Here is a 22,680-nt window from a genome sequence, read left to right on the forward strand (position 1 = left end):
GAACGAATGAACATCGTCGTCTTGGGGGCCGGGGCCTGGGGCACGGCCATGGCCGTCAGCGCGGCAACGCACCCATCGGCGCATGCCGTGACCCTGTGGGCGCGCGACACGCAGCAGGTGGCCGGCATGCAGGCCACACGGCAGAACGCCCGGTATCTGCCGGACATCGAACTCCCTTCTTCCCTGGCACTGAGCGCGGGCGACCCGTTGTCGCTGGCCTCCAGCGCCGATCTGGTCGTGGTCGCGACGCCCATGTCCGCGCTGCGCGGCACGCTCCAGGTGCTGAGCGCCCTGGACGTGCCGGTGGCCTGGCTGTGCAAAGGATTCGAGGCCGCGCCGCCGGGCGGTAGCGCCGTGGGCCTCATGGGGCACGAGGTGTGCGCGCAGGTCGCTCCCGGCTTGCGCAGCGGGGTGCTGAGCGGCCCCAGCTTTGCGCAGGAGGCGGCCCGCGGGCAGCCGACGGCCCTGGTGGCGGCCAGCCCGCACGCCGCCGTGCGCGATCTGCTGGTGGACGCGTTCCATGGCCCCACGCTGCGGGTGTACGCCAACGACGACATCGTCGGCGTCGAGGTGGGCGGTGCGGTGAAGAACGTGCTGGCCATCGCGACGGGGCTGTGCGACGGGCTCGACCTGGGGCTCAACGCCCGTGCCGCCCTCATCACGCGCGGCCTGGCCGAGATGACGCGGCTGGGGCTGGCGCTGGGTGCGCGGCCCGATACCTTCATGGGTTTGTCCGGACTGGGCGACCTGGTGCTGACCGCGACGGGCGACCTGTCGCGCAACCGGCGTGTGGGCCAGGCCCTGGCGCAAGGGCTGACGCTGGCCCAGGCGGTGGATTCGCTCGGCCATGTGGCCGAAGGCGTCTACAGCGCCCGGACGGTGCTGGCGCGTGCGCGCCATCTGCAGGTGGACATGCCGATCACCGAAGCGGTGGTGGCGTTGCTGGACGGGCAGAGAACGCCGCGCGATGCGGTGGCGCTGCTCATGGGCAGAAGCCCGGTGGCGGAACTCTCGCGGCCTTGAAGGGCCTTTGAAAGCTCTGCCACCGGGCTTCTTTGCCCGTTGCAGGGGTTGATGCTCAGAGCACGCCGAAGAGCATGAGCAGCAGCACGAGGGACAGTGGGACGCCGAGAAGCCAGAGGATGACAGGCATGGAAGTTCTCCTGAAGAGTGGTTGGTGGATGGATCAACCTTAAAGGCCACCCCTGGGCGCCCCTGTGCGGCGTGGTGACCTGCGCGCGTAGTCCCGAGCCTACCGGCGGTGCAGGAGAGGCCGAGCCGCTCGCCTTCGCAGCGATGCACCGCCCGGTGCGGTGCGCCCTTCAGAATTCCAGGTTGTCGATCAGCCGCGTGCTGCCCAGCCGCGCCGCGCCCAGGGCCACCAGCGTGCCCGCGCCGGCCGGGCCGCCGGCCTCGGGCGGCTGCAGGTCGTGGCGGCGCCGCACGGTGAGGTAGTCCGGTGCCCAGCCCTGGCGGCGCAGCGCGTCCAGGGCCTGGCGCTCCCGTTCGCCGGCATCGCCCTCGCCCGCGAGAAAGCCGTCCGCCAGCGCGCGCAGGGCCTGGGCCAGCTGCATGGCGCGCGACCGCTCCTGCGCTCCGAGGTAGCCGTTGCGCGAGCTGAGGGCCAGGCCGTCGTCCGCGCGCCGCGTCTCCCCCGCCACCACGTCCACCGGCAGCGCGAACTGCCGCACCATCTGCCGGATCACCATGAGCTGCTGGTAGTCCTTCTTGCCGAACACGGCCGTGCCGCCGCTCGCGCCCAGCACGCAGGCGAAGAGCTTCATCACCACCGTGCAGACGCCGACGAAGAACCCGGGGCGAAAGTGCCCCTCCAGGATGTCGGCCAGCGCGGGGTCGGGATGCACCTTGAAGGTCTGCGGCTCGGGGTACAGGTCGGCCTCGCGCGGCGCGAAGAGCACGTCGCAGCCGGCCTTGCGCAGCTGGGCGCAGTCGGCGTCCCAGGTGCGCGGGTAGCTGTCGAAATCCTCGTGGGGCAGGAACTGCAGGCGGTTCACGAAGATGCTGGCCACGGTCACGTCGCCCAGCGGGCGGGCCTGCTCAACCAGTGAAATGTGGCCGGCGTGCAGGTTGCCCATGGTGGGGACGAAAGCGGGCCGGCCCCGGCCCGCGAGGGCTTGGCGCAGTTCGGCCACGGTGTGTGCGATGAGCATGGGTCATCCCCGATCGGGAAAAAAGAAAGGGCTGCAGGAAAAGGAAGGTAAGGGCCGAAGGAGCAGCCCGAGCGCGGGCCGCCCTACCAGGCGTGCAGGGCGTCGTCCGGAAAGCGCCCGGCCTTGACGGCCTGCACATAGGCCTGCATCGCGCCGCGCACGCTGCCCGCCTCCTGCATGAAGTCGTGCACGAAGCGCGGCATCTTGGCCAGGTGAATGCCCAGCATGTCGTGCAGCACCAGCACCTGGCCGGCGGTGCCGCTGCCGGCCCCGATGCCGATGGTGTGGCAGTGGGGCAGCTCGGCCGTGAGCTCGCGGGCCAACGCGGCGGGCACCATCTCCAGCACCATCATGGTGGCGCCCGCGTTCTGCAGTTCGGACGCCTGCTGGCGCAGGGTGCGCGCGGCCAGGTCGCCCTTGCCCTGCACGCGGTAACCGCCCAGGGCGTGCACCGTCTGCGGCGTGAGGCCCAGGTGGGCGCACACGGGCACGCCGCGCTGCACCAGGAACTCCACCGTCGGCGCCGTCCAGCCGCCGCCTTCGAGTTTGACCATGTGCGCGCCGGCCTGCATCAGCGTGCAGGCGCTGCGCAGGGCCTGTTCGCGGTTTTCGGCGTAGGTGCCGAAGGGCAGGTCGGCGATCAGCCACGCCGTGCCCTGCACGCGGTGCAGGCCGCGCGCCACGCTGGCCGTGTGGTAGGCCATGGTGTCCAGCGACACGCCCACGGTGCTGGGCAGGCCCTGGCAGACCATGCCGAGCGAGTCGCCGACCAGAATGCATTCCACGCCCGCCGCGTCCGCCATGGCGGCGAAGGTGGCGTCGTAGGCGGTCAGCATGGTGATCTTTTCGCCGGCCTCGCGCATCTGCTGCAGGCGCGGCAGGCTGACGGGCCGGCGCTCGGGCAGGGGAGAGGCGGGCGGCAGCGTGCCGTAGGGCGTCGCGGACGAGGCGGAGGCGTTGGGGATGGCAGTGGTCATGGGAATGGGCAGAGCCGGGCCGAAAGTGCGGCGAGTCTATGCGATGCCGCTATGCTTGCCGCCCATGACGAAATCCCCCCTTTCCCTGGACGGCGGCATCGCATCGCTGGCCCAGGACGACGTTGCCCGCGCGCTGCGCGAGGACGTGGGCGCCGGCGACCTCACCGCCGGCCTGATCGATCCGGCGCGCCGCGTGCGCGCCCGTGTGCTGGCCCGCGAAAGCGCGGTGATCTGCGGCGGCCCCTGGGCCGAGGCGGCCGTGCGGGCCCTGGACCCGGCCGCGCGCATCGTGTGGCACGTGCAGGAGGGCGAGCGCTGCGCGCCCGACCAGGTGGTGCTGGAGGTGGAGGGCAGTGCCCGCGCGCTGCTGAGCGCCGAGCGCACGGCGCTGAACTTCCTGCAGCTGCTGTCGGCCGTGGCGACCAAGACGGCGATCTACGTGGACGCCGTGCGCGGCACGCGGGCGCAGATCGTCGATACGCGCAAGACCCTGCCCGGCCTGCGGCTGGCGCAGAAATACGCCGTTCGCACCGGCGGCGGCACCAACCACCGCATCGGCCTGCACGACGCGGTGCTCATCAAGGAAAACCACATCGCCGCCGCCGGTGGCGTGGCGGCCGTGCTGCGCGCCGCGCAGGCCGTGGCCGCGCAGGCGGCCTTCGTGGAGATCGAGGTCGAGACGCTGGAGCAGCTGCAGGAGGCGCTGGATGCCGGCGCGACGATGCTGCTGCTGGACAACATGCCGCTCCCGATGCTGCACGAGGCCGTGCGCCGGAACGCCGGTCGCGCCATCCTGGAGATCTCCGGCGGCGTGACGCTCGAAGGCCTGCGCGCCCTGGCCGAGACCGGCGTGGACCGCATCTCCATCGGCACGCTGACCAAGGACGTGAAGGCCATCGATTTCTCGATGCGCATGCAGGACATTGCCTAGCCGATCCGGCCATCCTCCGGACCTGAGATAACGTGTTGGCGCCGCGCCCTGCCGCCGCGGCCGAAAGACCCACCCCATGACGACCCCCACCGCCATCAAGGACGTGGAGTACGAGCAGCCCGAAGACGGCGCCGTCTGCTCCACGAAGTTCGCCTGGGCCCGCGTGCCCGCCGAGCCCTCGCCCACCGAACGCGCCGCGCTCAAGGACCGCATCCGGCGGCTGCTGCGCGAGAAGAACGCCGTCATGGTGTCGCACTACTACGTGCACCCGGACCTGCAGGACCTGGCCGAGGAAACCGGCGGGCTGGTCAGCGATTCGCTGGAGATGGCGCGCTTCGGCCGCGACCATGCCGCGCAGACGCTGGTGGTCTCGGGCGTGCGCTTCATGGGCGAGACGGCCAAGATCCTGTCGCCCGAGAAGACCGTGCTCATGCCCGACCTGGATGCCACCTGCTCGCTCGACCTGGGCTGCCCCGCCGATGCGTTCAGCGCTTTCTGCGATGCGCACCCGGACCGCACCGTGGTCGTCTACGCCAACACCAGCGCGGCGGTGAAGGCGCGCGCCGACTGGCTCGTCACCTCCAGCTGCGCGCTGGAGATCGTGGGCGCGCTCAAGGCGGCGGGCCACAAGATCCTGTGGGCGCCCGACCGGCACCTGGGTGCCTACATCCAGCAGCAGACCGGCGCCGACATGCTGTTCTGGAACGGCGCCTGCATCGTGCACGACGAGTTCAAGGCCGAGGAGCTGCAGGCGCTGAAGGCGGCGCACCCGCAGGCGAAGGTGCTGGTGCACCCGGAGAGCCCTGCCGACGTGGTGGCGCTGGCCGATGCCGTGGGCTCGACCTCCGCCATCCTGAAGGCCGCGCGCGAGATGGATGCGCGCGAATTCATCGTGGCGACCGACAACGGCATGATGCACAAGCTGCGCGCGCTCAACCCTGGCAAGACCTTCCACGAGGCCCCCACGGCCGGCAACAGCGCCACCTGCAAGAGCTGCGCGCACTGCCCCTGGATGGCCATGAACGGCCTGGCCGACGTGGCCCGCGTGCTGGAGACCGGGGCCAACGCCATCCACGTGGACCCGGTGCTCATCCCGCGCGCACGCCAGCCCATCGACCGCATGCTGGCCTTCACCGCCGCGCTCAAGGGCGGGCAGCCCCTGGGCGCGCTGGTGCCCCACATCGGCGCGGCATGAAGCGCACCGCCATGGGATCTATTTGCTATTAAATTAATAGCTATCCAGGCATGATTTTCTAGGGCATTCGCCTGTTTTGACGTGAATTTCAGGATCGACTTCTCCGACCCGCGCCACCCGGCCGGGCCGCGCCTGCGCCATGCGTTCGGCACGCCGCGCCGCACGCTGGTGGCCCAGGCGCCGCACGAGGTGCGCGCCGTGCTGGACGCGGCCGAGGCCGAGGCGCGCGCCGGGGCCTGGTGCCTGGGCTACCTGCGCTACGAGGCGGCCGGCGCGTTCGACGCCGCGCTGCGCACGCACCCGGCCGACGGGCCCCTGGCATGGTTCGCCGTGTTCGACCGGGCCTTGCCCTGGCCCGATCCCACAGTTTCCCCCGGCGATGGCGATGGTGGCGGCGCGGGAGCGCGCACGGTGGACTGGCACACCCGCCCGCAGCGCGCCGTGTTCGAGGCCGCCCTGGCGCACCTTCACCAGGCCATCGCGGCCGGCGAGTTCTACCAGGTCAACTACACCGCGCCGATCCGGGGCACCGTGTCGCCGGTGGGCGGGGCGCAGGCGGCGCTGCCGCTGTTCGCCGCCCTGCAGCGCGCCCAGCCGGGCGGTTACGCCGCGTGCATCGACGGTGGTGCCGAGCAGATCCTGTCCGTCTCGCCCGAGCTGTTCTTCGACTGGCGCGGGGGCTCGCTGCTGGCGCGGCCCATGAAAGGCACGGCGCCGCGCGGCGCCACGGCCGAGGACGACGCCGCGCAGGCCGCCGCACTGCGCGCCTCGCCCAAGGAGCGCGCCGAGAACGTGATGATCGTGGACCTGCTGCGCAACGACCTCTCGCGCATCGCTGAGCCGCACAGCGTGCGCGTGCCCGCGCTGTTCCACACCGAGGCGCTGCCGGCCGTGTGGCAGATGACGTCCGACGTCGAGGCCCGCACCCGCGCCGGCACCAGGCTGGCCGACGTGTTCGCCGCGTTGTTCCCGTGCGGCTCCATCACCGGGGCGCCCAAGGTGCGGGCGATGCAGGCCATCCACGCGCTGGAGCCCGCGCCGCGCGGCGTGTACTGCGGCGCGGTGGGCATCGTGCGTCCGGACGGCGAGGGCGCCGTGGCCGCCACCTTCAACGTGCCCATCCGCACCGTGACGCTGCGCGGCCGCGACGCGCGGTGCGGCATCGGCAGCGGCATCACGTCCGGCGCCCAGGCCGCGGCGGAGTGGCAGGAGTGGCAGCACAAGAGCGCCTTCCTGCAGCGCGCCAGCGCCCCGTTCGACCTGCTGGAAACCCTGGCGCTGGAGGAGGGCGTGCTGCGCCACCGCGCCGACCACGTGGCGCGGCTGGCCGCCTCGGCCGCGCACTTCGGCCACGCCTTCGACGCGGCGCGCGTGCAGGCCTGCCTGGATGCGCTGGCTGCAGCCCACCCCACCGGGCTGTGGCGCGCGCGCCTGCTGCTCGATGCGGCGGGCCACCCGCGCGCCGAAGCCTGGGCGATGGCCCCCAACACCGTGCCGGTGCGCCTGCAACTGGCCACGCGCCCGCTGGAAGGCGCGCACGGCGAATTCGTGCGCCACAAGACCACGCGCCGGGAGCACTACGACGCCTTCACGCCCGAGGCCGAGGGCGTGTTCGACACGCTGCTGTGGAACGAGGCCGGCGAGATCACCGAATGCACGCGCGGCTGCATCGCGGCGCTGCGGGCCGACGGCCGGTGGGTCACGCCCCCGCTGTCCTGCGGCCTGCTGCCCGGCGTGGGCCGCGCGGTGGCCCTGCGCGAAGGCCGGGTGACCGAGGCCGTGCTGCGCGTGGAGGAGGTGCCACAGGTGCGGGCCTGGGCGTTCGTGAACAGCCTGCGGGGCTGGCTGGACGCCACGCTGCAGGCCTGAAGCCGGCGGGGCCGAAGGCGCCTGGCGCTGGGTTTTGCTACTGATTTTGTAGCGGCATGCCCTAGTACTGATTGCGCTGGAGCCTTGTCAGGCTTCAAGGCAAATCAGGGGCTGCAGTCCGGGCCATCCCTCGGAGAACCGGTTCAGAGCGGGGCCAGGCCTGCTTCCTGAAACGAGCGGTAGATCTTGACCAGAAAGACGTGGATCTGGCCGTTGGAGGCGCTGATCCCCGGCAGCAAAGAAGCGAAGTCGAATTCAGGATGCTCTGCGGCGAAACGCAGGCTCGCGATGATGCCGGCGGTTTCGTCGGGCGTGTATTCCTCGGGCAGCGAGGCCAGCTGTTCGGCGGTCAGGCCCTGGAAGGCATCGAGGTCGCCGACGTAGTCGATCATGCTCAAGGGGATGCGAAGGAATTTGACGGTATCCATGTTTTTCTTTCCGGCTACTTACTGAATCTTCTGGTCGACCACGAAATTGCTCAGGCCCTGGGAGCTGAGGTTGTGGGCCACTTGCTCCAGCTGGGCTGCGCTGGGGCGGTAGTGTCCGCTGTTGCGGGTCAGGGACTGGATCTCGCCGTTGTGCACGGTGATTTCGCCCGCTCCTGCGACTGGCTGGCCGGCCAGGAAGCTCGAATGGTGGAACTTGCCAGGCGCATGGTAATTGGACGCATACAGGTTGCCATCGTGATCCATGACGAAGATCGCCTTGCCCGCGCCTCCGCCGAAGCATGCCGTCTTGCCGTTGCGGGTGTCGAACGGCTTGCCCTCCGCGTCAAAAATCTTTCCGTCTTTCACCGTCAGTTTGAACTGCTGCCGTTGCTCTGCATTGAGATAGGTGACGGACGTCGCCCACGTCTTGTTGCCCTGAAGGTGCTCGCCGTCGTACTCGGCAAAGAGGGCAACGTTGTGCTGGAACTTCGCCGTGGGCGGCACTGCGGGCGATGAAAGGCGCTTGTCCTCGAAGGGATCGACATGGGGCGTGGGCGGGTTGGCCGGATTCCAGATTTGCGGCGCTTCATGAACGGCCTGCGAGGGGGCAGGACCTGCCGTGGTGGCGCCTGGCAGCATGGAGGCCAGACCGACGGCGTGCTCGGCGGGAGGCCAGGGCGAATTCCCCGGTGCGCCCTGCAGGCCGTGGGGGGCTTGCTGCAGCACGGGGGCGAAAGCGGGCTGTGGGCCGCCCGGGAACAGCGACGCGAAGCCGGTGAAAGGCTGGTTTTGTGGTGGATGCAGCGGGTGTGCCGGCTGGGGCGGTGTCTGAAAGCCTGGGTGAAACGCCATGGTCGGGGCGGCCTGAGGCGGTGGATGACCCATCCAGGGCATCGCCAGCACAGGCTCTTCCTGTAGCGGCAGCGGCGCAGGTGCGGCCTGCGCTGGAAATTCTCCTTGCGGTGCGCTGGGTTGCGGCTGCGCCTGCGGCAACACCGTTGCGACGGCCACGCCGTTCGGGAGCTGCGAGGTCGGTTTCATCGACTGCAGGACCGACGCGGCGCTGATGCGCCCCGGCGCGGTGCCGGCTGGCGCGGCAATGCTCGGCTTCTGGGCGGCAGAGAGCAATTTCATCGCATCGTTCAGCGAGATCTTGGCTCCACTGCTGAGTTTGATCTGGATGCGCGGCTGCAGGGAAGACGCGGTTTCCAGTTTGGGCCGGGGCCTGAGCGGCCCTGGCAATGGCGGCTCAGAGGTGCCCGTAGCGGGCTTCTCCGGCTTGACGGCTGCCAGTTGTGCAGCCTGCAGCGCCGAAGGGCGTACCGGAGTGAGCCGGGTGGCGATCGCATTGGGTAGAGGTCTCATGGCAGCCCTGTGGCTTGGGTTTTCGAATGATGCTCATCATCCGAGAAGCGCCATGGAATCTCTCACAGGACCCGAATCTCCGATGGGGTTTGCGAAGCCGTCCTGACCCGGCAGGCGGGATGGCTCACCGGTGCGACCCACTCTCGCGCTTTGGACGGATCGCCCGGTGCAAAGTGATTTGCTACTTATTTTGTAGCAATATGCCCTAGTGTTGATTGCGCTGGAGCCCTGTAGGGCTCAAAGCCGTTCCTTCACGTAAGACCCGCGGTCCATGTCCACGATCTCCACGCTGAGCTGCACCATCACGCCCTCGGGCTGGGGCGTGAGGCGGCGCAGCACGTCCACGACGCGGGCGCCGAGGTCCTGCTTGGCCTCGGGCGAGCGGCCGGACAGCAGGCGCAGTTGGGCATGCACGAACGCGCGGTCGGCGGGGGCGGTGCCGATCTCGAAGCGGTCGGCGCGCAGGAAGCGGGATTTGAGGTCCGCCTCGTTCTGGATCTCGGGGCTTGCGGTGAGGGACTGGTTCAGTTCCGCCAGCATCTGCGCTTCGGGCAGGCCGGCCAGGTTCTGGCTGTATTCGATGACGAGGTGGGGCATGGCGGTTCTCCTGCGGGGTGGGATGAAAGAAGGGGAAGGGGGGCGGATGGGCTCAGCCCGGCACCGGGCCGGGCGGCGCCAGGTCCAGCACGCAGCCGTCGCCCAGCGCCTCGCGCCACACGCGCACGCGGCTGGCGGGCGGCTGCATGCCATCGAGCGCCTGGGCGATGAAGCGGCACAGGTTTTCCAGCGTGGGCGTGCCCAGGCCGGGTACCTCGTCCAGCCAGTGGTGGTCGAGCTGCTCGCGCACGGCGGCCAGGCGCTCGCGCAGGTGGCCCAGGTCGATGACCATGCCGGTGGCGGGATCGCGCGGGCCGGTGACGGCCACCTCCGCGTGGTAGGTGTGGCCGTGGATGCGGCGGCTGCCCTCGGCCTCGATCTCGCGCTGCAAAGTGTGCGCGGCATCGAAGAAAAAGCGCTGGTGGACGGTGAACTGCATGGTCGGCGAACGGGCGGGAACGGGGCGAAAAAAACGGTACGTAAAAAAGGGCTCAGCGGATGCCGGTGAGCTTGTGGGTCTGCAGGCTCAGCCGCCACGCGGGGCGCTCCAGGCAGGCGGCGATGCAGCGCCCGGTGTTGGCGGCCTGATCCGGGCCGTCCATGGGCTGCAGGAAGCGGTGCGTGAACTGCGTCTGTACCTCCAGCGTGGCCAGGTCGAAGCCGGGCTGGGGCCACACCAGCTTGAGTTCCTGCCCGCTGCGCTGCACCCAGGGCGCGCCGGCCTTGGGGCTGATGCACAGCCAGTCGATGCCGGGCGGCGCGGCGACGGTGCCGTTGCTCTCAACGGCGATGCGAAAGCGCCGCGCGTGCAGGGCGTCGATGAAGGCGGTGTCCACCTGCAGCAGCGGCTCGCCGCCGGTCAGCACCACCAGGCGGTGCGCGGCATCGTGCGCGGGCCACTGCGCGGCGATCAGGTCGGCCAGCGCCTCGGCGGTGGCGAACTTGCCGCCCAGGGTGCCGTCGGTGCCCACGAAGTCGGTGTCGCAGAAGCGGCAGACGGCGCTGGCGCGGTCTTCCTCACGGCCGCTCCAGAGGTTGCAGCCCGCGAAGCGGCAGAACACGGCGGGCGTGCCGGCCTGGCCGCCCTCGCCCTGCAGGGTGTAGAAGATTTCCTTGACGCTGTAGGTCATGCCAGGGCCTCCACGGCGGCGGGCGCCAGCTCGTCCAGCGCCTGCAGCAGGCGGTCCACGTCGGCCTCGGTGTGCGCGGCCGACAGGGCGATGCGCAGGCGCGCCGTGCCCTCGGGCACGGTGGGCGGGCGGATGGCGGGCACCCACAGGCCGCGCTGGCGCAGGCCTTCCATGGCGGCCAGGGCCTCGTCGTTGGCGCCGATCACCACGGCCTGCACGGCGGTGCGCGACTCGCCCAGTTGCCAGTGCGTGCCCTGCAGCAGCGGCGCGAGGCCGCCCCGCAGGCGCTGGACGAGGCGCGCGAGGTGCTCGCGGCGCGAATCCTCGGCCTCGATGAGCGCCAGGCTGGCCTGCAGCGCGCGCGCCAGCAGCGGCGGCGCGGCGGTGGCGAAGATGTAGCTGCGCGTCTTTTGCAGCAGCCATTCGATCAAGGCGTCGTCGCCCGCGACGAAGGCGCCGGCCACGCCCGCGGCCTTGCCCAGCGTGGCCATGTACAGCACGCGCCGCGAGGCCTGCGCGCCGACCAGGCCTGCCTCGGCCAGCGCGCCTCGCCCCTGAGGGCCGAGCACGCCGAAGCCGTGAGCGTCGTCCAGCAGCAGCAGCGCGTCGTGGCGCTCGCACAGCGCCAGCAGCGCGGGAATGTCGGCCACGTCGCCGTCCATGCTGAACACGGCATCGGTGATGACCAGCTTGCGGCGCGCGGGGCTGCTGGCCAGCGCGGCCTCCAGCGCGGCCAGGTCGGCATGCGGGTAGCGGTGGATGCGGGCGCGCGACAGGCGGGCGCCGTCGATCAGGCAGGCGTGGTTGAGCGCATCGGAAAACAGCGCATCGCCCTCGCCCACGAGCGCGGGCACGATGCCGGCGTTGGTGGCGTAGCCCGCGTAGAAGTACAGCGCGCGCGGCAGGCCCACGAAGCGGGCGAGGTCGGCCTCCAGCGCCGCGTTGGCCGCGCTGTGGCCGCTCACCAGCGGCGAGCCGCCCGAGCCCACGCCGAACTCGCGCGCGCCCGCGCAGGCGGCCTCGGCCAGCGCGGGGTGGCCGGCCAGGCCCAGGTAATCGTTGCTGCAAAAGGCCAGCATGGGCGCGCCATCGACCAGCAGGTGCGCGCCGCCGGCCGGCACCACGGCGCGGCGCCTGCGGCGCAGGTGGGCGGCGTCGAGCGCGGCGATGCGCGCCGGAAACTCGTCGATCCAGGAGGCGGCGTCGGGGCGGGGGCTCATCGGGTCGTCCATGCGGCGGGAAGGTCGAAGGGCAGCGCACGGGCGTCCGGCACGGCCTGGTAGGGAATGTCGGCCAGCAGCGGAGCGCCCAGGCGCTGCGCGAGCCAGTCGAGGTTTTCTTGCGGCGCCCGCATGTGCGGGTCGATGCGGCTGGCGATCCAGCCGGCCAGCGGCAGGCCGCGCGCGCGCACGGCATCGGCCGTGAGCGCGGCGTGGCTCAGGCAGCCCAGCCGCAGGCCCACCACCAGCACCACGGGCAGGCCCAGGGCCTGGGCGAGGTCGGCACCGGTCTCGGTGTCCGACAGCGGCACGTGAAAGCCGCCCGCGCCTTCGACGACGACCGCATCGGCCTGCGCCGCCAGCGCTTCGTAGCTGCGCACGATGTGCGCGATGTCGATGCGCGTGCCCGCGCGCTCGGCGGCGATGTGGGGCGAGAGCGGGTCGGGCAGCAGCACGGGGTTGTCCAGCGCCGGGGGCACCGCGATGGTGGAGGCGGCGCGCAGGGCGAGGGCATCTTCGTTGGCGAGCTGGCCATGGTGCCATTCGGCGCCCGCGGCGATGGGCTTCATGCCCACGACGCGCGCGTGGTGGCGTGCCAGCGCGTGCAGCAGGCCGGCCGAGGCCAGCGTCTTGCCCACGCCGGTGTCGGTGCCGGTGACGAAGCAGGCGAATGCCGGGGTCGGGTTCATGGGGCGGTCTCCTCGGCCAGCGTGGCCTGCAATGCGGCGAAGGCGGCATCGCCCAGGTGCTGTACGGCCTCGTCGTCGAGTACGTAGGGCGGCATGGCGTAGAGCGTTTTGCCGATGGGGCGCAGCACCAGGCCGCGCGCCATGGCGTGGCGGTGGTAGCGGCGGGAAAAATCGGGCAGGGAGGTGTCCACGTCCCATGCCCACACCATGCCCAACCGGCGCGCATGGCGCACGCGCGGGTGCTGCGTGATGGGCGCGCAGGCAGCGTCGATGCGCCCGGCCAGCGCCGCATTGGCCGCGAGCGGGTCGAGCTGGTCGAACAGCTCCAGCGTGGCCAGCGCCGCGCGGCAGGCCAGCGGGTTGCCGGTGTAGGAGTGCGAATGCAGGAAGCCGCGGGCCACGTCGTCGTCGTAGAACGCGGCGTACACGGCCTCGGTGGTGAGCACGGCCGACAGCGGCAGCGTGCCGCCCGTGAGGCCCTTGGACAGGCAGATGAAATCGGGCCGGATGCCGGCCTGCTGGTGCGCGAACATCGTGCCGGTGCGGCCGAAGCCGGTGGCGATCTCGTCCACCACCAGGTGCACGCCGTAGCGGTCGCACAGCGCGCGGGCCTGGCGCAGGTATTCGGCATCGTGCATGGCCATGCCGGCGGCGCACTGCACCATCGGCTCGACGATCAGCGCGGCGGTGCTCTCGTGATGCTCGGCCAGCCAGGCCTCCAGCGCCTGGGCGGCGCGCCGGGCCGCATCCAGCGCGCTCTCGCCGGGCTGCGCGCTGCGCGCATCGGGGCTGGGCACGGTGGCTGCCAGGCGCACCAGCGGGGCGTAGGCCTCGCGGAACAGGGCGATGTCGGTCACGGCCAGCGCGCCCACGGTCTCGCCGTGGTAGCCGCCGGCCAGGCCCACGAAGCGGCTCTTGCCCGGCCGCCCGGCGTTGCGCCAGCAGTGCGCGCTCATCTTGAGGGCGATCTCGGTGGCCGCAGCGCCGTCGCTGCCGTAGAAGGCGTGGCCCAGCCCGGTGAGCGCACCCAGCCGCTCGGACAGCTCCACCACCGGCGCGTGCGTGAAGCCCGCGAGCATCACGTGGTCCAGCCGCGCGAGCTGGTCGGTCAGCGCGGCCTGGATGTGCGGGTGGCTGTGGCCGAAGAGGTTGACCCACCACGAGCTGATGCCGTCCAGGTAGCGCCGGCCATCGGTGCCGTGCAGCCACGGCCCCTGGGCGCTGGCGATGGCCACGGGCGGGTCGGCCTCGTGGCGCTTCATCTGCGTGCACGGGTGCCAGACGCTGGCCAGGCTGCGGGCGACGAGGGTGTCCTGGTTCATCGTGGGTGGCCTTTCACAGGGCCTGCGTGGGCACGTGGTGGCGCAGTTCCACCTGGCGGTTGGCGGCGTCCACGAACACCAGGTGCGGCCGGTGTGCGGCCACCTCGGCCTCCTCGACCTGGGCGAAGGCGGCAATGATGAGCAGGTCGCCTACGGCAGCGCGGCGCGCCGCCGAGCCGTTGACCGACACCATGCCGCTGCCGCGTTGGCCCTTGATGGCATAGGTGACGAAGCGCTCGCCGTTGTCGATGTTCCAGATGTGCACCTGCTCGTTCTCCACGATGTTCGCGGCGTCGAGCAGGTCTTCGTCGATCGCGCAGGAGCCTTCGTAGTGCAGCTCGCAGTGCGTGGCGGTGGCGCGGTGGATCTTGGATTTCAGCAGGGTGCGTTGCATGGCGGGAGGGGCGAAGAAAACAGGTAGAGCTTGCGGTGAGGCGGTGAGGCGGTCAGCGGACCGGCGGGACCAGGATGGTGGGCGCGGCCGGAGCGGCCCGCTCGGGGTAGTCGCGGCTGTAGTGCAGGCCCCGGCTCTCGCGGCGCATCTGGGCCGAGCGCACGATGAGTTCGGCCACCTGCACCAGGTTGCGCAGCTCCAGCAGGTCGCGCGTGACGTGGAAGTGCGCGTAGAACTCCTCGATCTCGGCCTGCAGCAGCGTGATGCGGTGCGCCGCGCGCTCCAGGCGCTTGTTGGTGCGCACGATCCCCACGTAGTCCCACATGAAGCGGCGCAGCTCGTCCCAGTTGTGGGAGATGACCACGCACTCGTCGGCATCGGTCACGCGGCTGTCGTCCCACGGCGGCACGTCGGGCACGGCTTCCGCGCTGGCGGCGGTGATGGCCTGGGCGGCCGCGCGCGCGAAGACCATGCACTCCACCAGTGAGTTGCTGGCCAGCCGGTTGGCGCCGTGCAGGCCGGTGCAGGCGGTCTCGCCGATGGCGAACAGGCCGGGCAGGTCGGTGCGGCCGGCCAGGTCGGTGAGCACGCCGCCGCAGGTGTAGTGCGCGGCGGGCACCACGGGAATGGGCTCCTTCGTGATGTCCAGCCCCAGCTCGGCGCAGCGCGCGAGGATGTTGGGAAAGTGCTCCTGGATGAACGCCGGGCTCTGGTGCGAAATGTCCAGGTGCACGCAGTCCAGGCCGTGGCGCTTCATCTCGTAGTCGATGGCGCGGGCCACCACGTCGCGCGGGGCCAGTTCGGCGCGCGGGTCGTGCTGCGGCATGAAGCGCGTGCCGCCGGCCGAGGGGGGCAGCAAGAGCCGCCCGCCCTCGCCGCGCACCGCCTCGGTGATGAGGAACGACTTGGCGTGCGGGTGGTACAGGCAGGTGGGGTGGAACTGGATGAACTCCAGGTTGGACACGCGGCAGCCCGCGCGCCAGGCCGCGGCGATGCCGTCGCCCGTGGCCGTGTCGGGGTTGGTGGTGTACAGGTACACCTTGCCCGCGCCGCCCGTGGCCAGGATGGTCTGTGGCGCGCGGAAGGTCACGACCTCGTCGGTGCCTTCATCCAGCGCATACAGCCCCAGGCAGCGCTGCGGCCCGCCGCGGCGCAGCTTGTGCGGGGTGATGAGGTCCACCAGCGTGTGCTGCTCGAACAGCGTGATGCCCGGCGTGGCGCGCACGGTGTCGATCAGGGTGCGCTGCACGGCGGCGCCGGTGGCATCGGTGGCGTGCACGATGCGGCGAGCGCCGTGGCCGCCCTCGCGTGTGAGGTGCAGGGCGCCGTCCTCCTGCGAGAACGGCACGCCTAGGCCCTGCAGCCAGTGGATGGCCTCGGGCGCGTTCTCCACCACGAAGCGCGTGGCGGCCAGGTCGCACAGCCCAGCGCCCGCCACCAGGGTGTCCTGCACGTGGGCCTCGTAGGTGTCGCCCTCGGCCAGCACGGCGGCGATGCCGCCCTGCGCCCAGGCGCTGGCCCCGTCCTGCAGCGCGCGCTTGGTGATGACCGCCACGCGGTGCGTGGGTGCCAGGTGCAGCGCGGCCGACAGCCCGGCCAGCCCGCTGCCGATGATGAGAACGTCGAAATCGTGGGATGGCATGGTGGTGCGTGTGGGCGTGTGGGGCGTTCGGGCCGGGGCGCCCGGCCGTGGCGGTGAAGGGCGGCGGCTCAGACCGGCGTGTACGCCAGCCGCACGTAGATGGGCGCGAACGCCTCGGCCTGGGTGATCTCGATCAGGGTTTCCTTGGCCAGTTCCAGCAGCGCGATGAAGGTCACCACCAGCACGGTGCTGCCTTTTTCGGGCTCGAACAGTTCCTCGAACTCCACGAAGCGCCGGCCCTGCAGCGTCTTGAGCACGGCGCTCATGTATTCGCGCACGCTCAGTTCCTCGCGCGTGATGCGGTGGTGCTGCACCAGCTTGGCGCGCCGCAGGATGTCGCGCCAAGCCTCCTGCAGGTCGGCCACGTGCACGTCGGGAAAGCGCGGCTGCAGGCTCTGCTCGATGTGCACCTGCGCCCGCAGGAAATCGCGCCCGTACTGCGGCATGCGCGAGAGACCGGCCGCGGCCAGCTTGATCTGCTCGTATTCGAGCAGGCGGCGCACGAGTTCGGCGCGCGGGTCCTCGGGCTCGGCGCTGCCTTCCTGCTTCTTGGGCGGCAGCAGCATGCGCGACTTGATCTCGATGAGCATGGCCGCCATCAGCAGGTACTCGGCCGCCAGCTCCAGGTTGCGGCTGCGGATCTCGTCCACGTACACCAGGTACTGGCGCGTGACGCCCACCATGGGGATGTCGAGGATGTTGAAGTTCTGCTTGCGGATGAGATACAGCAGCAGATCGAGCGGCCCCTCGAACGCTTCGAGGAACACCTCCAGCGCATCGGGCGGGATGTACAGGTCGGTGGGCAGGGCGAACAGCGGCTCGCCATACAGGCGCGCCAGCGCCACCGCATCCACGACCTGGGGGGAGGCGCCCTCGGCACCCCCGGCGGGCAGGGCGGGGGCGGAGGCCCTGTCCGCGGCGGTGCTCATCGTTTGCTATTAAAAATATAGCTACCAGCGTTAGTTGCTATTGCGCTGGATGGCATTTTGATGCCTGAGATTCAGCCCTGGGTCTGGTAGACGTAGGGCTTTTGCGGCACGCTGGCTTCGTCGTACTCGCCCCAGATGCTGCGGTCCACGCGCTTGTCCCACAGCAGCGCACGGCCGGCCTGCTGCTGCGCGTCCAGTTCGGGCTTCTCGGTCTTGAGCTGGTTGATGAACTGGGTGGTGTCGGACTGGTAGTCGGGGCGGCGGAAGAAGGACATGGCGGTGGTGCAGTCACTGTAGGGAGGCGGCGATTTTAGCGGGCGCCGCCCTTGGCCGGGGCGCCGCCGCCTCGGCGCGCTACAGTGCGGACCCCGACACTGCCCCGGAAAGGACCCCTGATGAACACCCCCCGATGGAGCGCCCCGGCGGCCCGGGCGCTGCGCGCGACCGGCCTGGCCTGCACGCTCGGCGTCCTGGCGGCCCTGCTCGCCGGCTGCGATCCGCAACGCATCAGCGAACTGGAGGAGGGCAGCTCCACCGAGGCCGACGTGCGCTCGCGCTTCGGCGAGCCCGAGCGCGTGTGGGACGAGCCGGGCGGCGCCCGCACCTTCGAATACAACCGCCAGCCGGCCGGCCACCAGAACTACATGATCACCATCGGCCCCGACGGCCGCATGAGCGCGCTGCGCCAGGTGCTGGCGCCGCACAACTTCGAGCAGATCGTGCCCGGCATGGCCATGGACGACGTGCGCCGGCGCCTGGGCAAGCCCATGAAGGCCATGACCTACGAGCGCAAGGGCGAAACCGCCTGGGACTGGCGCTGGAACGACGGCGGCAACCAGCCCATGATCTTCACCGTGTACTTCGACGGCCAGGGCCGGGTGCTGCGCAGCGGCAGCGCGCTGGAGATCCGCGAGGGGCGATAGCCCGGCGCCGGCACCGCCAGCACGGGCTGGCGCGTTGTTTGCATGGCCTGCCGGTGTTGGAGTAGCCTGTGACACCCATCCGCCCCGCCATGCCCGAAGCCCCCTTGCCACCCCCTGCGCCCCCGGCCGAGGCCGCGCCGCCGCCTTCCGCGCCGCTGTACCCCATGGGGTCGCTGCGCCACGGGCATTACGAAGACGTGCAGGCGCTCTTCGCCGGCACGCTGTTCGTGGCCATGGCGCTCATGCTGTTCGGCCAGGCGGGGCTGCTCATCGGCAGCACGGCGGGCATCGCCTTCCTGCTGCACTACGTGACCGACATCTCGTTCGGCAAGCTGTTCTTCGCCATCAACCTGCCGTTCTACTGGTTCGCCTGGACGCGCATGGGGCGGGAGTTCACCGTCAAGACGTTCCTGTCGGTGGCGCTGCTGTCGGTGCTGACGGAGCTGTTTCCCCACGTCATGCACGTGGACTACCTGAACCCGCTGTTCGCCGCCGTGCTGGGCGGGCTGCTGCTGGGCACGGGCTGCCTGTTCCTCGCGCGCCACAAATCCAGCCTGGGCGGCGCCACCATCGTCTCGCTGTACCTGCAGCAGCGCTACGGAGTGCGCGCGGGCAAGGTGCAGATGGCGATCGACTGCACCGTGGTGCTGCTGGCGCTGGTGATCGTGCCGATCGAGCGCGTGGCGTATTCGGTGCTGGCGGTGGTGGTGATGAGCGGGTTTTTATGGATCAGCCACCGGCCGGGGCGGTACGTGGGGCATTGAGCCGGTCCGGCGTGCACCCATCTGTCCAGAATGCCGCCATTCGTGGCGTGTGGGTGGTGAACGTTGAAATCTCAAACGTTTGTCGATGACTGGTATTTATTTTCCAATCCAATTTAGAAAATAAACGATATCGAAGAGATCATCAGGTTGATGAAGGTGATCATCATCAGGCGTGACCCTGGAATGCCTTCTTTCCACATTTCCACCAGCATTGAAAAAAGCGATTTTCCAGTCCTGAATTTTTCAAAATGGGGCGCGCATGCCAGGAGAAAAATCAAACTCGATATAGAAAAGTACAGCAATTTATAAATCGTCATGGCTGTCTTTTGGATGGTTTGATTTCAGCAACTCAGAGGCGAATTTTCTGGTGCGCATGCGTGAAAGCGCCGTCATGCCGGCGGTTTTATTGCCTGTCGCGCTCTGTTTTTGATAGCAAGTTGAAGCAGTCTTCGCCACCCGCTTCGCCTGCCCATGCATGGGTTGCAGGTGGTTTCGGTCCGCCTGGCTTTCGTATTGCCTGGGCCCGCTCAGCGAACGCGCATACCCGGTGTGGCGCCAGGCCAGGGTTCCAGCACGTGGATGCCGGGGTGGGCCTTCTCATCGCCATGGCTGGCGGCCAGCACCATGCCCTCGCTGATGCCGAACTTCATCTTGCGCGGGGCGAGGTTGGCCACCATCACGGTGAGCTTGCCGATCAGGTCGGCGGGCTGGTAGGCGCTGGCGATGCCGCTGAACACAGTCCGGTGGCGGCCTTCGCCCACGTCGAGCGTCAGGCGCAGCAGCTTGGTCGAGCCTTCGACCGGCTCGCAGTTCACGATCTGCGCGATGCGCAGGTCGATCTTGGCGAAGTCGTCGATGGTGATGGTGGGTGCGATCTCCTCGCCGCCGGGCACGGTCTTTTCGGGCTCAGGCGCCGCGGGCGGCTCGAACAGGGCGTCGAGCTGCTTCACGTCCACGCGTTGCATCAGATGCTGGTAGGTGCCGATGGTGTGGCCGGCGCCCAGCAGCGTCTGCGCATCGTCAAAAGCGAGCGGCGCGACGTTCAGGAAGGCTTCGACCTGTGCGGCCAGGGCGGGCAGCACGGGCTTGAGGTAGATGGCGAGCACGCGGAAGGCCTCGATGCAGGTCGTGCACACATCCTGCAGGCGCGCGTCCATGCCGTCCTGCTTGGCCAATTCCCAGGGCTTGTTGGCGTCCACGTACTCGTTCACGCGGTCGGCCAGCAGCATCACCTCGCGCAGGGCGCGGGCGGTGTCGCGCTTTTCGAGGGCCTCGGCGATGGTGCCGCCCTGGCCCGCCAGCGTGGCGAGCAGGGCCTGGCCGTCGCCGCTCATGGCGCCCAGCTGGCCGCCGAAACGCTTGGCGATGAAGCCGGCCGCGCGCGAGGCGATGTTGACGAACTTGCCGATCAGGTCGCTGTTGACCCGGGCCATGAAATCTTCGGGATTGAAGTCGATGTCCTCGTTGCGGCCATTGAGCTTGGCGGCGATGTAGTAGCGCAGCCATTCGGGGTTCATCGACAGGCCCAGGTACTTGAGCGGGTCCAGGCCCGTGCCGCGGCTCTTGCTCATCTTCTCGCCGTTGTTCACGGTGAGAAAGCCGTGCACGCAGATCTTGTCGGGCGTCTTGCGGCCGCTGAACTTCAGCATGGCGGGCCAGAACAGGGTGTGGAAGGTGACGATGTCCTTGCCGATGAAGTGGTACTGCTCAAGCAGCGGGTCGGCCATGTAGGCCTCGTAGTCTTCGCCGCGCTTTTCCAGCAGGTTCTTGAGCGAGGCGAGGTAGCCCACGGGTGCATCGAGCCACACGTAGAAGTACTTGCCCGGCGCATCGGGGATCTCGATGCCGAAGTAGGGCGCGTCGCGGCTGATGTCCCAGTCGCCCAGGCCCTCGCTGGTGCTGCCGTCCGGGTTGGTGCGCACGGTGAACCATTCCTTGACCTTGTTGGCCACCTCGGGCTGCACGTGCACGCCGTTCTGCGTCCATTCCTGCAAAAAATCGACGCAGCGCGGGTCGGAGAGCTTGAAGAAGAAATGCTCCGAGCTCTTCAGCACCGGCTTGGCGCCCGACAGCGCCGAGAAGGGCTGGATGAGGTCGGTGGGTGCATAGACGGCCCCGCAGTTCTCGCAGTTGTCGCCGTACTGGTCCTTGGCGTGGCACTTGGGGCATTCGCCCTTGATGAAGCGGTCGGGCAGGAACATGTTCTTCTCGGGGTCGAAGAACTGCTCGATGGTGCGCGTCTCGATGAGGCCGTTGGCCTTGAGGTCGCGGTAGATCTGCTGGGCGAGCGCGTGGTTCTCGGGCGCGTCGGTGTTGTGCCAGTTGTCGAACGCGATGTGAAAACCGTCCAGGTAGGGCTTGCGGCCGGCGGCGATGTCTGCCACGAACTGCTGGGGCGTCTTGCCGGCCTTCTCGGCCGCGATCATGATCGGCGCGCCGTGGGCATCGTCCGCGCCCACGAAGTTCACCTGGGCGCCCTGCATTCTTTGATACCGCACCCAGATGTCGGCCTGGATGTATTCCATGATGTGGCCGATGTGGAAGTTGCCGTTGGCATACGGCAGGGCGGTGGTGACGAAGATCTTGCGTGCGGTCATCGGGTGCGGGCGTTCGGGGTGGGCCGCGAAAAACGCGGACAAGCCGCGGATTTTAGGCGCTCGCCCCGGCCCGCGCGGCCTGGGCTGCCCGCAGGGGCCTCATGGCCGCTCGCGCGGCGTCACCCGGGGCTCCAGCGGCTGCGGCCGGTACCCGGGCAGGAACCGGCACTCGCCGCCGAACGTCGCCTGCACGCCCGGGCATTGCGCGGCGATGCCCGCCGGCGTGGGGGGCGGGCCGCCGCGCACCCACTGGCCGAGCGCCGCCAGCAGCGTGGGATAGGCGGCATCGGTCAGGTAGCTGTGGGATTTGTCGGCCGTGAAGGTCTGCACCAGGTGGCCGGCCGTGCCGGCGCGCTCCATCGTGCGGCGAAAGCTGTCCTCCATCTCGACGAAGGCGGTGGGATCGTCCACGCCGTGCACGGTCAGCACCGGCACCGGGATGCGCCCGTCGGGGTCGGTGTCGCGCGCGAAGGTGGCCACGGCCTGCGGATCGGCGCGGTAGCGCTGCACGCTGCGGTTGAGCGCGGCATCGTCGCTCGAGCCGGTGTACACCGCGCCCCGGTTGCCGAAGGGGTTGGCGCCGCCGGTGCGCCGCTGCACGATGTCCTGGAAGTGCCAGGTGGCCCAGTTCAGGTGGCCGTGGATGGCGCTTTCGCGGATGCGCACGGTCTGCACGATGGTCTGCACGCGCGACTGCTGCGCGGCCGTGCGCTGCGCCGCGGGCCGGTCCAGGCCCAGGCAGCCGTCCACGCGGCGTTTCAGGTCGGCGGGTTTCAGCGTGGCATCGGGCAGCAGGCCCATCCACAGCGGGTACTGGGCTTCGGCGGGCAGCGGGTGGTTGGCGCACAGCGCCTGGTAGATCACCCGCAGGTCGAGCCGGAAGTCGTACGCCCGGCTGCCGCCGGCCAGCACGCCGCTGGTGAGCAGCACACCGTCGTAGGGGCGTTTGCCGTGGCCGTCGTCGGTGAAGAGCGATGCGCCCACGGCGGCCACGCTGGCGCCCCACGACTGGCCGTGCAGCAGCGTCATGCGCGGCGCGGCCACGTGCTGCACGAAGATGCGCCGCAGCCGCTCGGTGTCTTCGGCCGCGGCGTGCACCGCCACGCCGCCCTGGCGGTAGGTGGAGCCGGCCCAGGCGTAGCCGGCGCGCGGCACGACGGCCCAGCGCTCCAGGTCTTCCACCGTGCGCGACAGGCGCGGCGCGCCGAGCGTGGGGCCGCCGTGGGCGTGCAACACCAGCGTGCCGTTCCAGTCCGCGGGGATGGCGATCAGGTAGTGGGCGCCGGCCGAGTCCTGCCCGCTCAGGCAGCGCGTGGCGGCGGCCAGGCCTTTGGGGCACGGCGTGGGGGCGGGTGGGGCTTCGGCCGTGGCCGGGGGCGCCGCGGCAGGGGCGGCAGCCGCCGCTTTCGGGCCGGCCGGTGGATGCGTGCAGCCGGCGGTCAGCGCGGCGATCGCGGCCGCCGCCAGGCCGGTGCGGGCCCTGCGGGCGATGGCCGATGGGAAGTGGGGGCGGGGCGCGAAGGGCATCGGTTGTCTC

24 protein-coding genes are annotated in these 22,680 nt (G+C 70.1%); 7 read left to right on the forward strand and 17 right to left on the reverse strand.

Translation table 11 applies throughout. The features are described 5' to 3' along the window. Positions 1 to 6 precede the first annotated feature (6 nt). Positions 7 to 1,023, forward strand: a complete 1,017-nt coding sequence (locus AVTE2539_RS01570; RefSeq protein WP_284408112.1) for an NAD(P)H-dependent glycerol-3-phosphate dehydrogenase — start codon at positions 7 to 9, stop codon at positions 1,021 to 1,023. Positions 1,024 to 1,322: 299 nt separating this feature from the next. Here the strand turns inward: AVTE2539_RS01570 and panC are convergent, their stop codons facing one another. Together panC and panB are read right to left on the reverse strand one after the other, a co-directional pair. Continuing rightward, positions 1,323 to 2,171 carry a pantoate--beta-alanine ligase gene (gene panC / locus AVTE2539_RS01575; protein WP_284408113.1) on the reverse strand — a complete coding sequence of 283 codons (849 nt, stop codon included), beginning with the start codon at positions 2,169 to 2,171 and terminating at the stop codon, positions 1,323 to 1,325. 83 nt (positions 2,172 to 2,254) lie between these two features. After that, positions 2,255 to 3,148 (reverse strand): 3-methyl-2-oxobutanoate hydroxymethyltransferase, encoded by an 894-nt coding sequence (gene panB, locus AVTE2539_RS01580; protein WP_284408114.1) that lies wholly within the window; start codon positions 3,146 to 3,148, stop codon positions 2,255 to 2,257. A gap of 64 nt (positions 3,149 to 3,212) precedes the next feature. Between panB and nadC the strand changes: the two genes are divergently transcribed. From nadC to pabB, 3 genes are all read left to right on the forward strand, one after another. Beyond that, the gene (gene nadC / locus AVTE2539_RS01585; protein ID WP_284408115.1) at positions 3,213 to 4,079 is read left to right on the forward strand and encodes a carboxylating nicotinate-nucleotide diphosphorylase; all 867 of its coding nucleotides are present in this window, start codon (positions 3,213 to 3,215) and stop codon (positions 4,077 to 4,079) included. A 76-nt stretch (positions 4,080 to 4,155) separates the two neighbouring features. Next, positions 4,156 to 5,274, forward strand: coding sequence for a quinolinate synthase NadA (gene nadA, locus AVTE2539_RS01590; protein ID WP_284408116.1), 1,119 nt, complete (start codon positions 4,156 to 4,158; stop codon positions 5,272 to 5,274). 81 nt (positions 5,275 to 5,355) lie between these two features. Then, positions 5,356 to 7,143, forward strand: coding sequence for an aminodeoxychorismate synthase component I (gene pabB / locus AVTE2539_RS01595; protein ID WP_284408117.1), 1,788 nt, complete (start codon positions 5,356 to 5,358; stop codon positions 7,141 to 7,143). A 143-nt stretch (positions 7,144 to 7,286) separates the two neighbouring features. Here pabB and AVTE2539_RS01600 read toward each other — a convergent pair whose 3' ends face one another. The 12 genes from AVTE2539_RS01600 to AVTE2539_RS01655 all read right to left on the reverse strand — a co-directional run bounded on the left by AVTE2539_RS01600 (position 7,287) and on the right by AVTE2539_RS01655 (position 17,134). Then, on the reverse strand, positions 7,287 to 7,571 hold the full coding sequence (locus tag AVTE2539_RS01600) for a hypothetical protein (protein ID WP_272564997.1): 285 nt from the start codon (positions 7,569 to 7,571) through the stop codon (positions 7,287 to 7,289). An 18-nt stretch (positions 7,572 to 7,589) separates the two neighbouring features. Continuing rightward, positions 7,590 to 8,936, reverse strand: coding sequence for an IQM protein middle domain-containing protein (locus tag AVTE2539_RS01605; protein ID WP_284408118.1), 1,347 nt, complete (start codon positions 8,934 to 8,936; stop codon positions 7,590 to 7,592). 237 nt (positions 8,937 to 9,173) lie between these two features. Then, positions 9,174 to 9,533 carry a 5-carboxymethyl-2-hydroxymuconate Delta-isomerase gene (locus AVTE2539_RS01610; protein ID WP_284408119.1) on the reverse strand — a complete coding sequence of 120 codons (360 nt, stop codon included), beginning with the start codon at positions 9,531 to 9,533 and terminating at the stop codon, positions 9,174 to 9,176. A gap of 52 nt (positions 9,534 to 9,585) precedes the next feature. Beyond that, on the reverse strand, positions 9,586 to 9,972 hold the full coding sequence (locus AVTE2539_RS01615) for a 6-carboxytetrahydropterin synthase (protein WP_284408120.1): 387 nt from the start codon (positions 9,970 to 9,972) through the stop codon (positions 9,586 to 9,588). A gap of 52 nt (positions 9,973 to 10,024) precedes the next feature. After that, on the reverse strand, positions 10,025 to 10,663 hold the full coding sequence (gene queE, locus AVTE2539_RS01620; protein WP_284408121.1) for a 7-carboxy-7-deazaguanine synthase: 639 nt from the start codon (positions 10,661 to 10,663) through the stop codon (positions 10,025 to 10,027). Then, complete coding sequence (gene bioF / locus AVTE2539_RS01625) at positions 10,660 to 11,883, reverse strand: 8-amino-7-oxononanoate synthase (RefSeq protein WP_284408122.1); 1,224 nt, start codon at positions 11,881 to 11,883, stop codon at positions 10,660 to 10,662. Before bioF ends, queE begins: the two co-directional genes overlap by 4 nt. Continuing rightward, positions 11,880 to 12,572, reverse strand: a complete 693-nt coding sequence (gene bioD / locus AVTE2539_RS01630) for a dethiobiotin synthase (protein WP_284408123.1) — start codon at positions 12,570 to 12,572, stop codon at positions 11,880 to 11,882. The genes bioF and bioD overlap by 4 nt, the downstream gene beginning before the upstream one ends. Then, the gene (gene bioA / locus AVTE2539_RS01635) at positions 12,569 to 13,894 is read right to left on the reverse strand and encodes an adenosylmethionine--8-amino-7-oxononanoate transaminase (protein WP_284408124.1); all 1,326 of its coding nucleotides are present in this window, start codon (positions 13,892 to 13,894) and stop codon (positions 12,569 to 12,571) included. Before bioA ends, bioD begins: the two co-directional genes overlap by 4 nt. A 13-nt stretch (positions 13,895 to 13,907) precedes the next feature. Beyond that, on the reverse strand, positions 13,908 to 14,288 hold the full coding sequence (gene panD / locus AVTE2539_RS01640; RefSeq protein WP_284408125.1) for an aspartate 1-decarboxylase: 381 nt from the start codon (positions 14,286 to 14,288) through the stop codon (positions 13,908 to 13,910). A gap of 52 nt (positions 14,289 to 14,340) precedes the next feature. Beyond that, positions 14,341 to 15,930, reverse strand: coding sequence for an L-aspartate oxidase (gene nadB, locus AVTE2539_RS01645; protein ID WP_272564988.1), 1,590 nt, complete (start codon positions 15,928 to 15,930; stop codon positions 14,341 to 14,343). A gap of 68 nt (positions 15,931 to 15,998) precedes the next feature. Then, positions 15,999 to 16,859, reverse strand: coding sequence for a segregation and condensation protein A (locus AVTE2539_RS01650; protein WP_272564987.1), 861 nt, complete (start codon positions 16,857 to 16,859; stop codon positions 15,999 to 16,001). 71 nt (positions 16,860 to 16,930) lie between these two features. Further along, the gene (locus tag AVTE2539_RS01655; RefSeq protein WP_284393467.1) at positions 16,931 to 17,134 is read right to left on the reverse strand and encodes a DUF3460 family protein; all 204 of its coding nucleotides are present in this window, start codon (positions 17,132 to 17,134) and stop codon (positions 16,931 to 16,933) included. 120 nt (positions 17,135 to 17,254) lie between these two features. On the opposite strand from AVTE2539_RS01655, the gene AVTE2539_RS01660 reads away from it, so the two are divergent. The 3 genes from AVTE2539_RS01660 to AVTE2539_RS01670 all read left to right on the forward strand — a co-directional run bounded on the left by AVTE2539_RS01660 (position 17,255) and on the right by AVTE2539_RS01670 (position 18,855). After that, positions 17,255 to 17,782 (forward strand): outer membrane protein assembly factor BamE, encoded by a 528-nt coding sequence (locus AVTE2539_RS01660; RefSeq protein ID WP_272564985.1) that lies wholly within the window; start codon positions 17,255 to 17,257, stop codon positions 17,780 to 17,782. An 89-nt stretch (positions 17,783 to 17,871) separates the two neighbouring features. Beyond that, positions 17,872 to 18,546, forward strand: coding sequence for a YitT family protein (locus AVTE2539_RS01665; protein ID WP_372588228.1), 675 nt, complete (start codon positions 17,872 to 17,874; stop codon positions 18,544 to 18,546). A gap of 150 nt (positions 18,547 to 18,696) precedes the next feature. Beyond that, a complete protein-coding gene (locus AVTE2539_RS01670; protein ID WP_284408126.1) occupies positions 18,697 to 18,855 on the forward strand; it encodes a hypothetical protein in 159 nt (52 codons plus the stop codon). On the opposite strand, the gene AVTE2539_RS01675 is transcribed toward AVTE2539_RS01670, so the two are convergent. The 3 genes from AVTE2539_RS01675 to AVTE2539_RS01685 form a co-directional block, all read right to left on the reverse strand. Continuing rightward, positions 18,850 to 19,023, reverse strand: coding sequence for a hypothetical protein (locus AVTE2539_RS01675; protein ID WP_284408127.1), 174 nt, complete (start codon positions 19,021 to 19,023; stop codon positions 18,850 to 18,852). The two genes, AVTE2539_RS01670 and AVTE2539_RS01675, sit on opposite strands and share 6 nt — an antisense overlap. A 50-nt stretch (positions 19,024 to 19,073) precedes the next feature. After that, positions 19,074 to 21,143: a methionine--tRNA ligase gene (gene metG, locus AVTE2539_RS01680; protein ID WP_284408128.1), complete on the reverse strand. Its 2,070-nt coding sequence runs from the start codon at positions 21,141 to 21,143 to the stop codon at positions 19,074 to 19,076. A gap of 99 nt (positions 21,144 to 21,242) precedes the next feature. Continuing rightward, positions 21,243 to 22,670 (reverse strand): hypothetical protein, encoded by a 1,428-nt coding sequence (locus AVTE2539_RS01685; RefSeq protein WP_284408129.1) that lies wholly within the window; start codon positions 22,668 to 22,670, stop codon positions 21,243 to 21,245. Positions 22,671 to 22,680: the final 10 nt, after the last annotated feature.

The organism is Acidovorax sp. SUPP2539 (assembly GCF_030158975.1).
Classification (GTDB): domain Bacteria; phylum Pseudomonadota; class Gammaproteobacteria; order Burkholderiales; family Burkholderiaceae_C; genus Paracidovorax.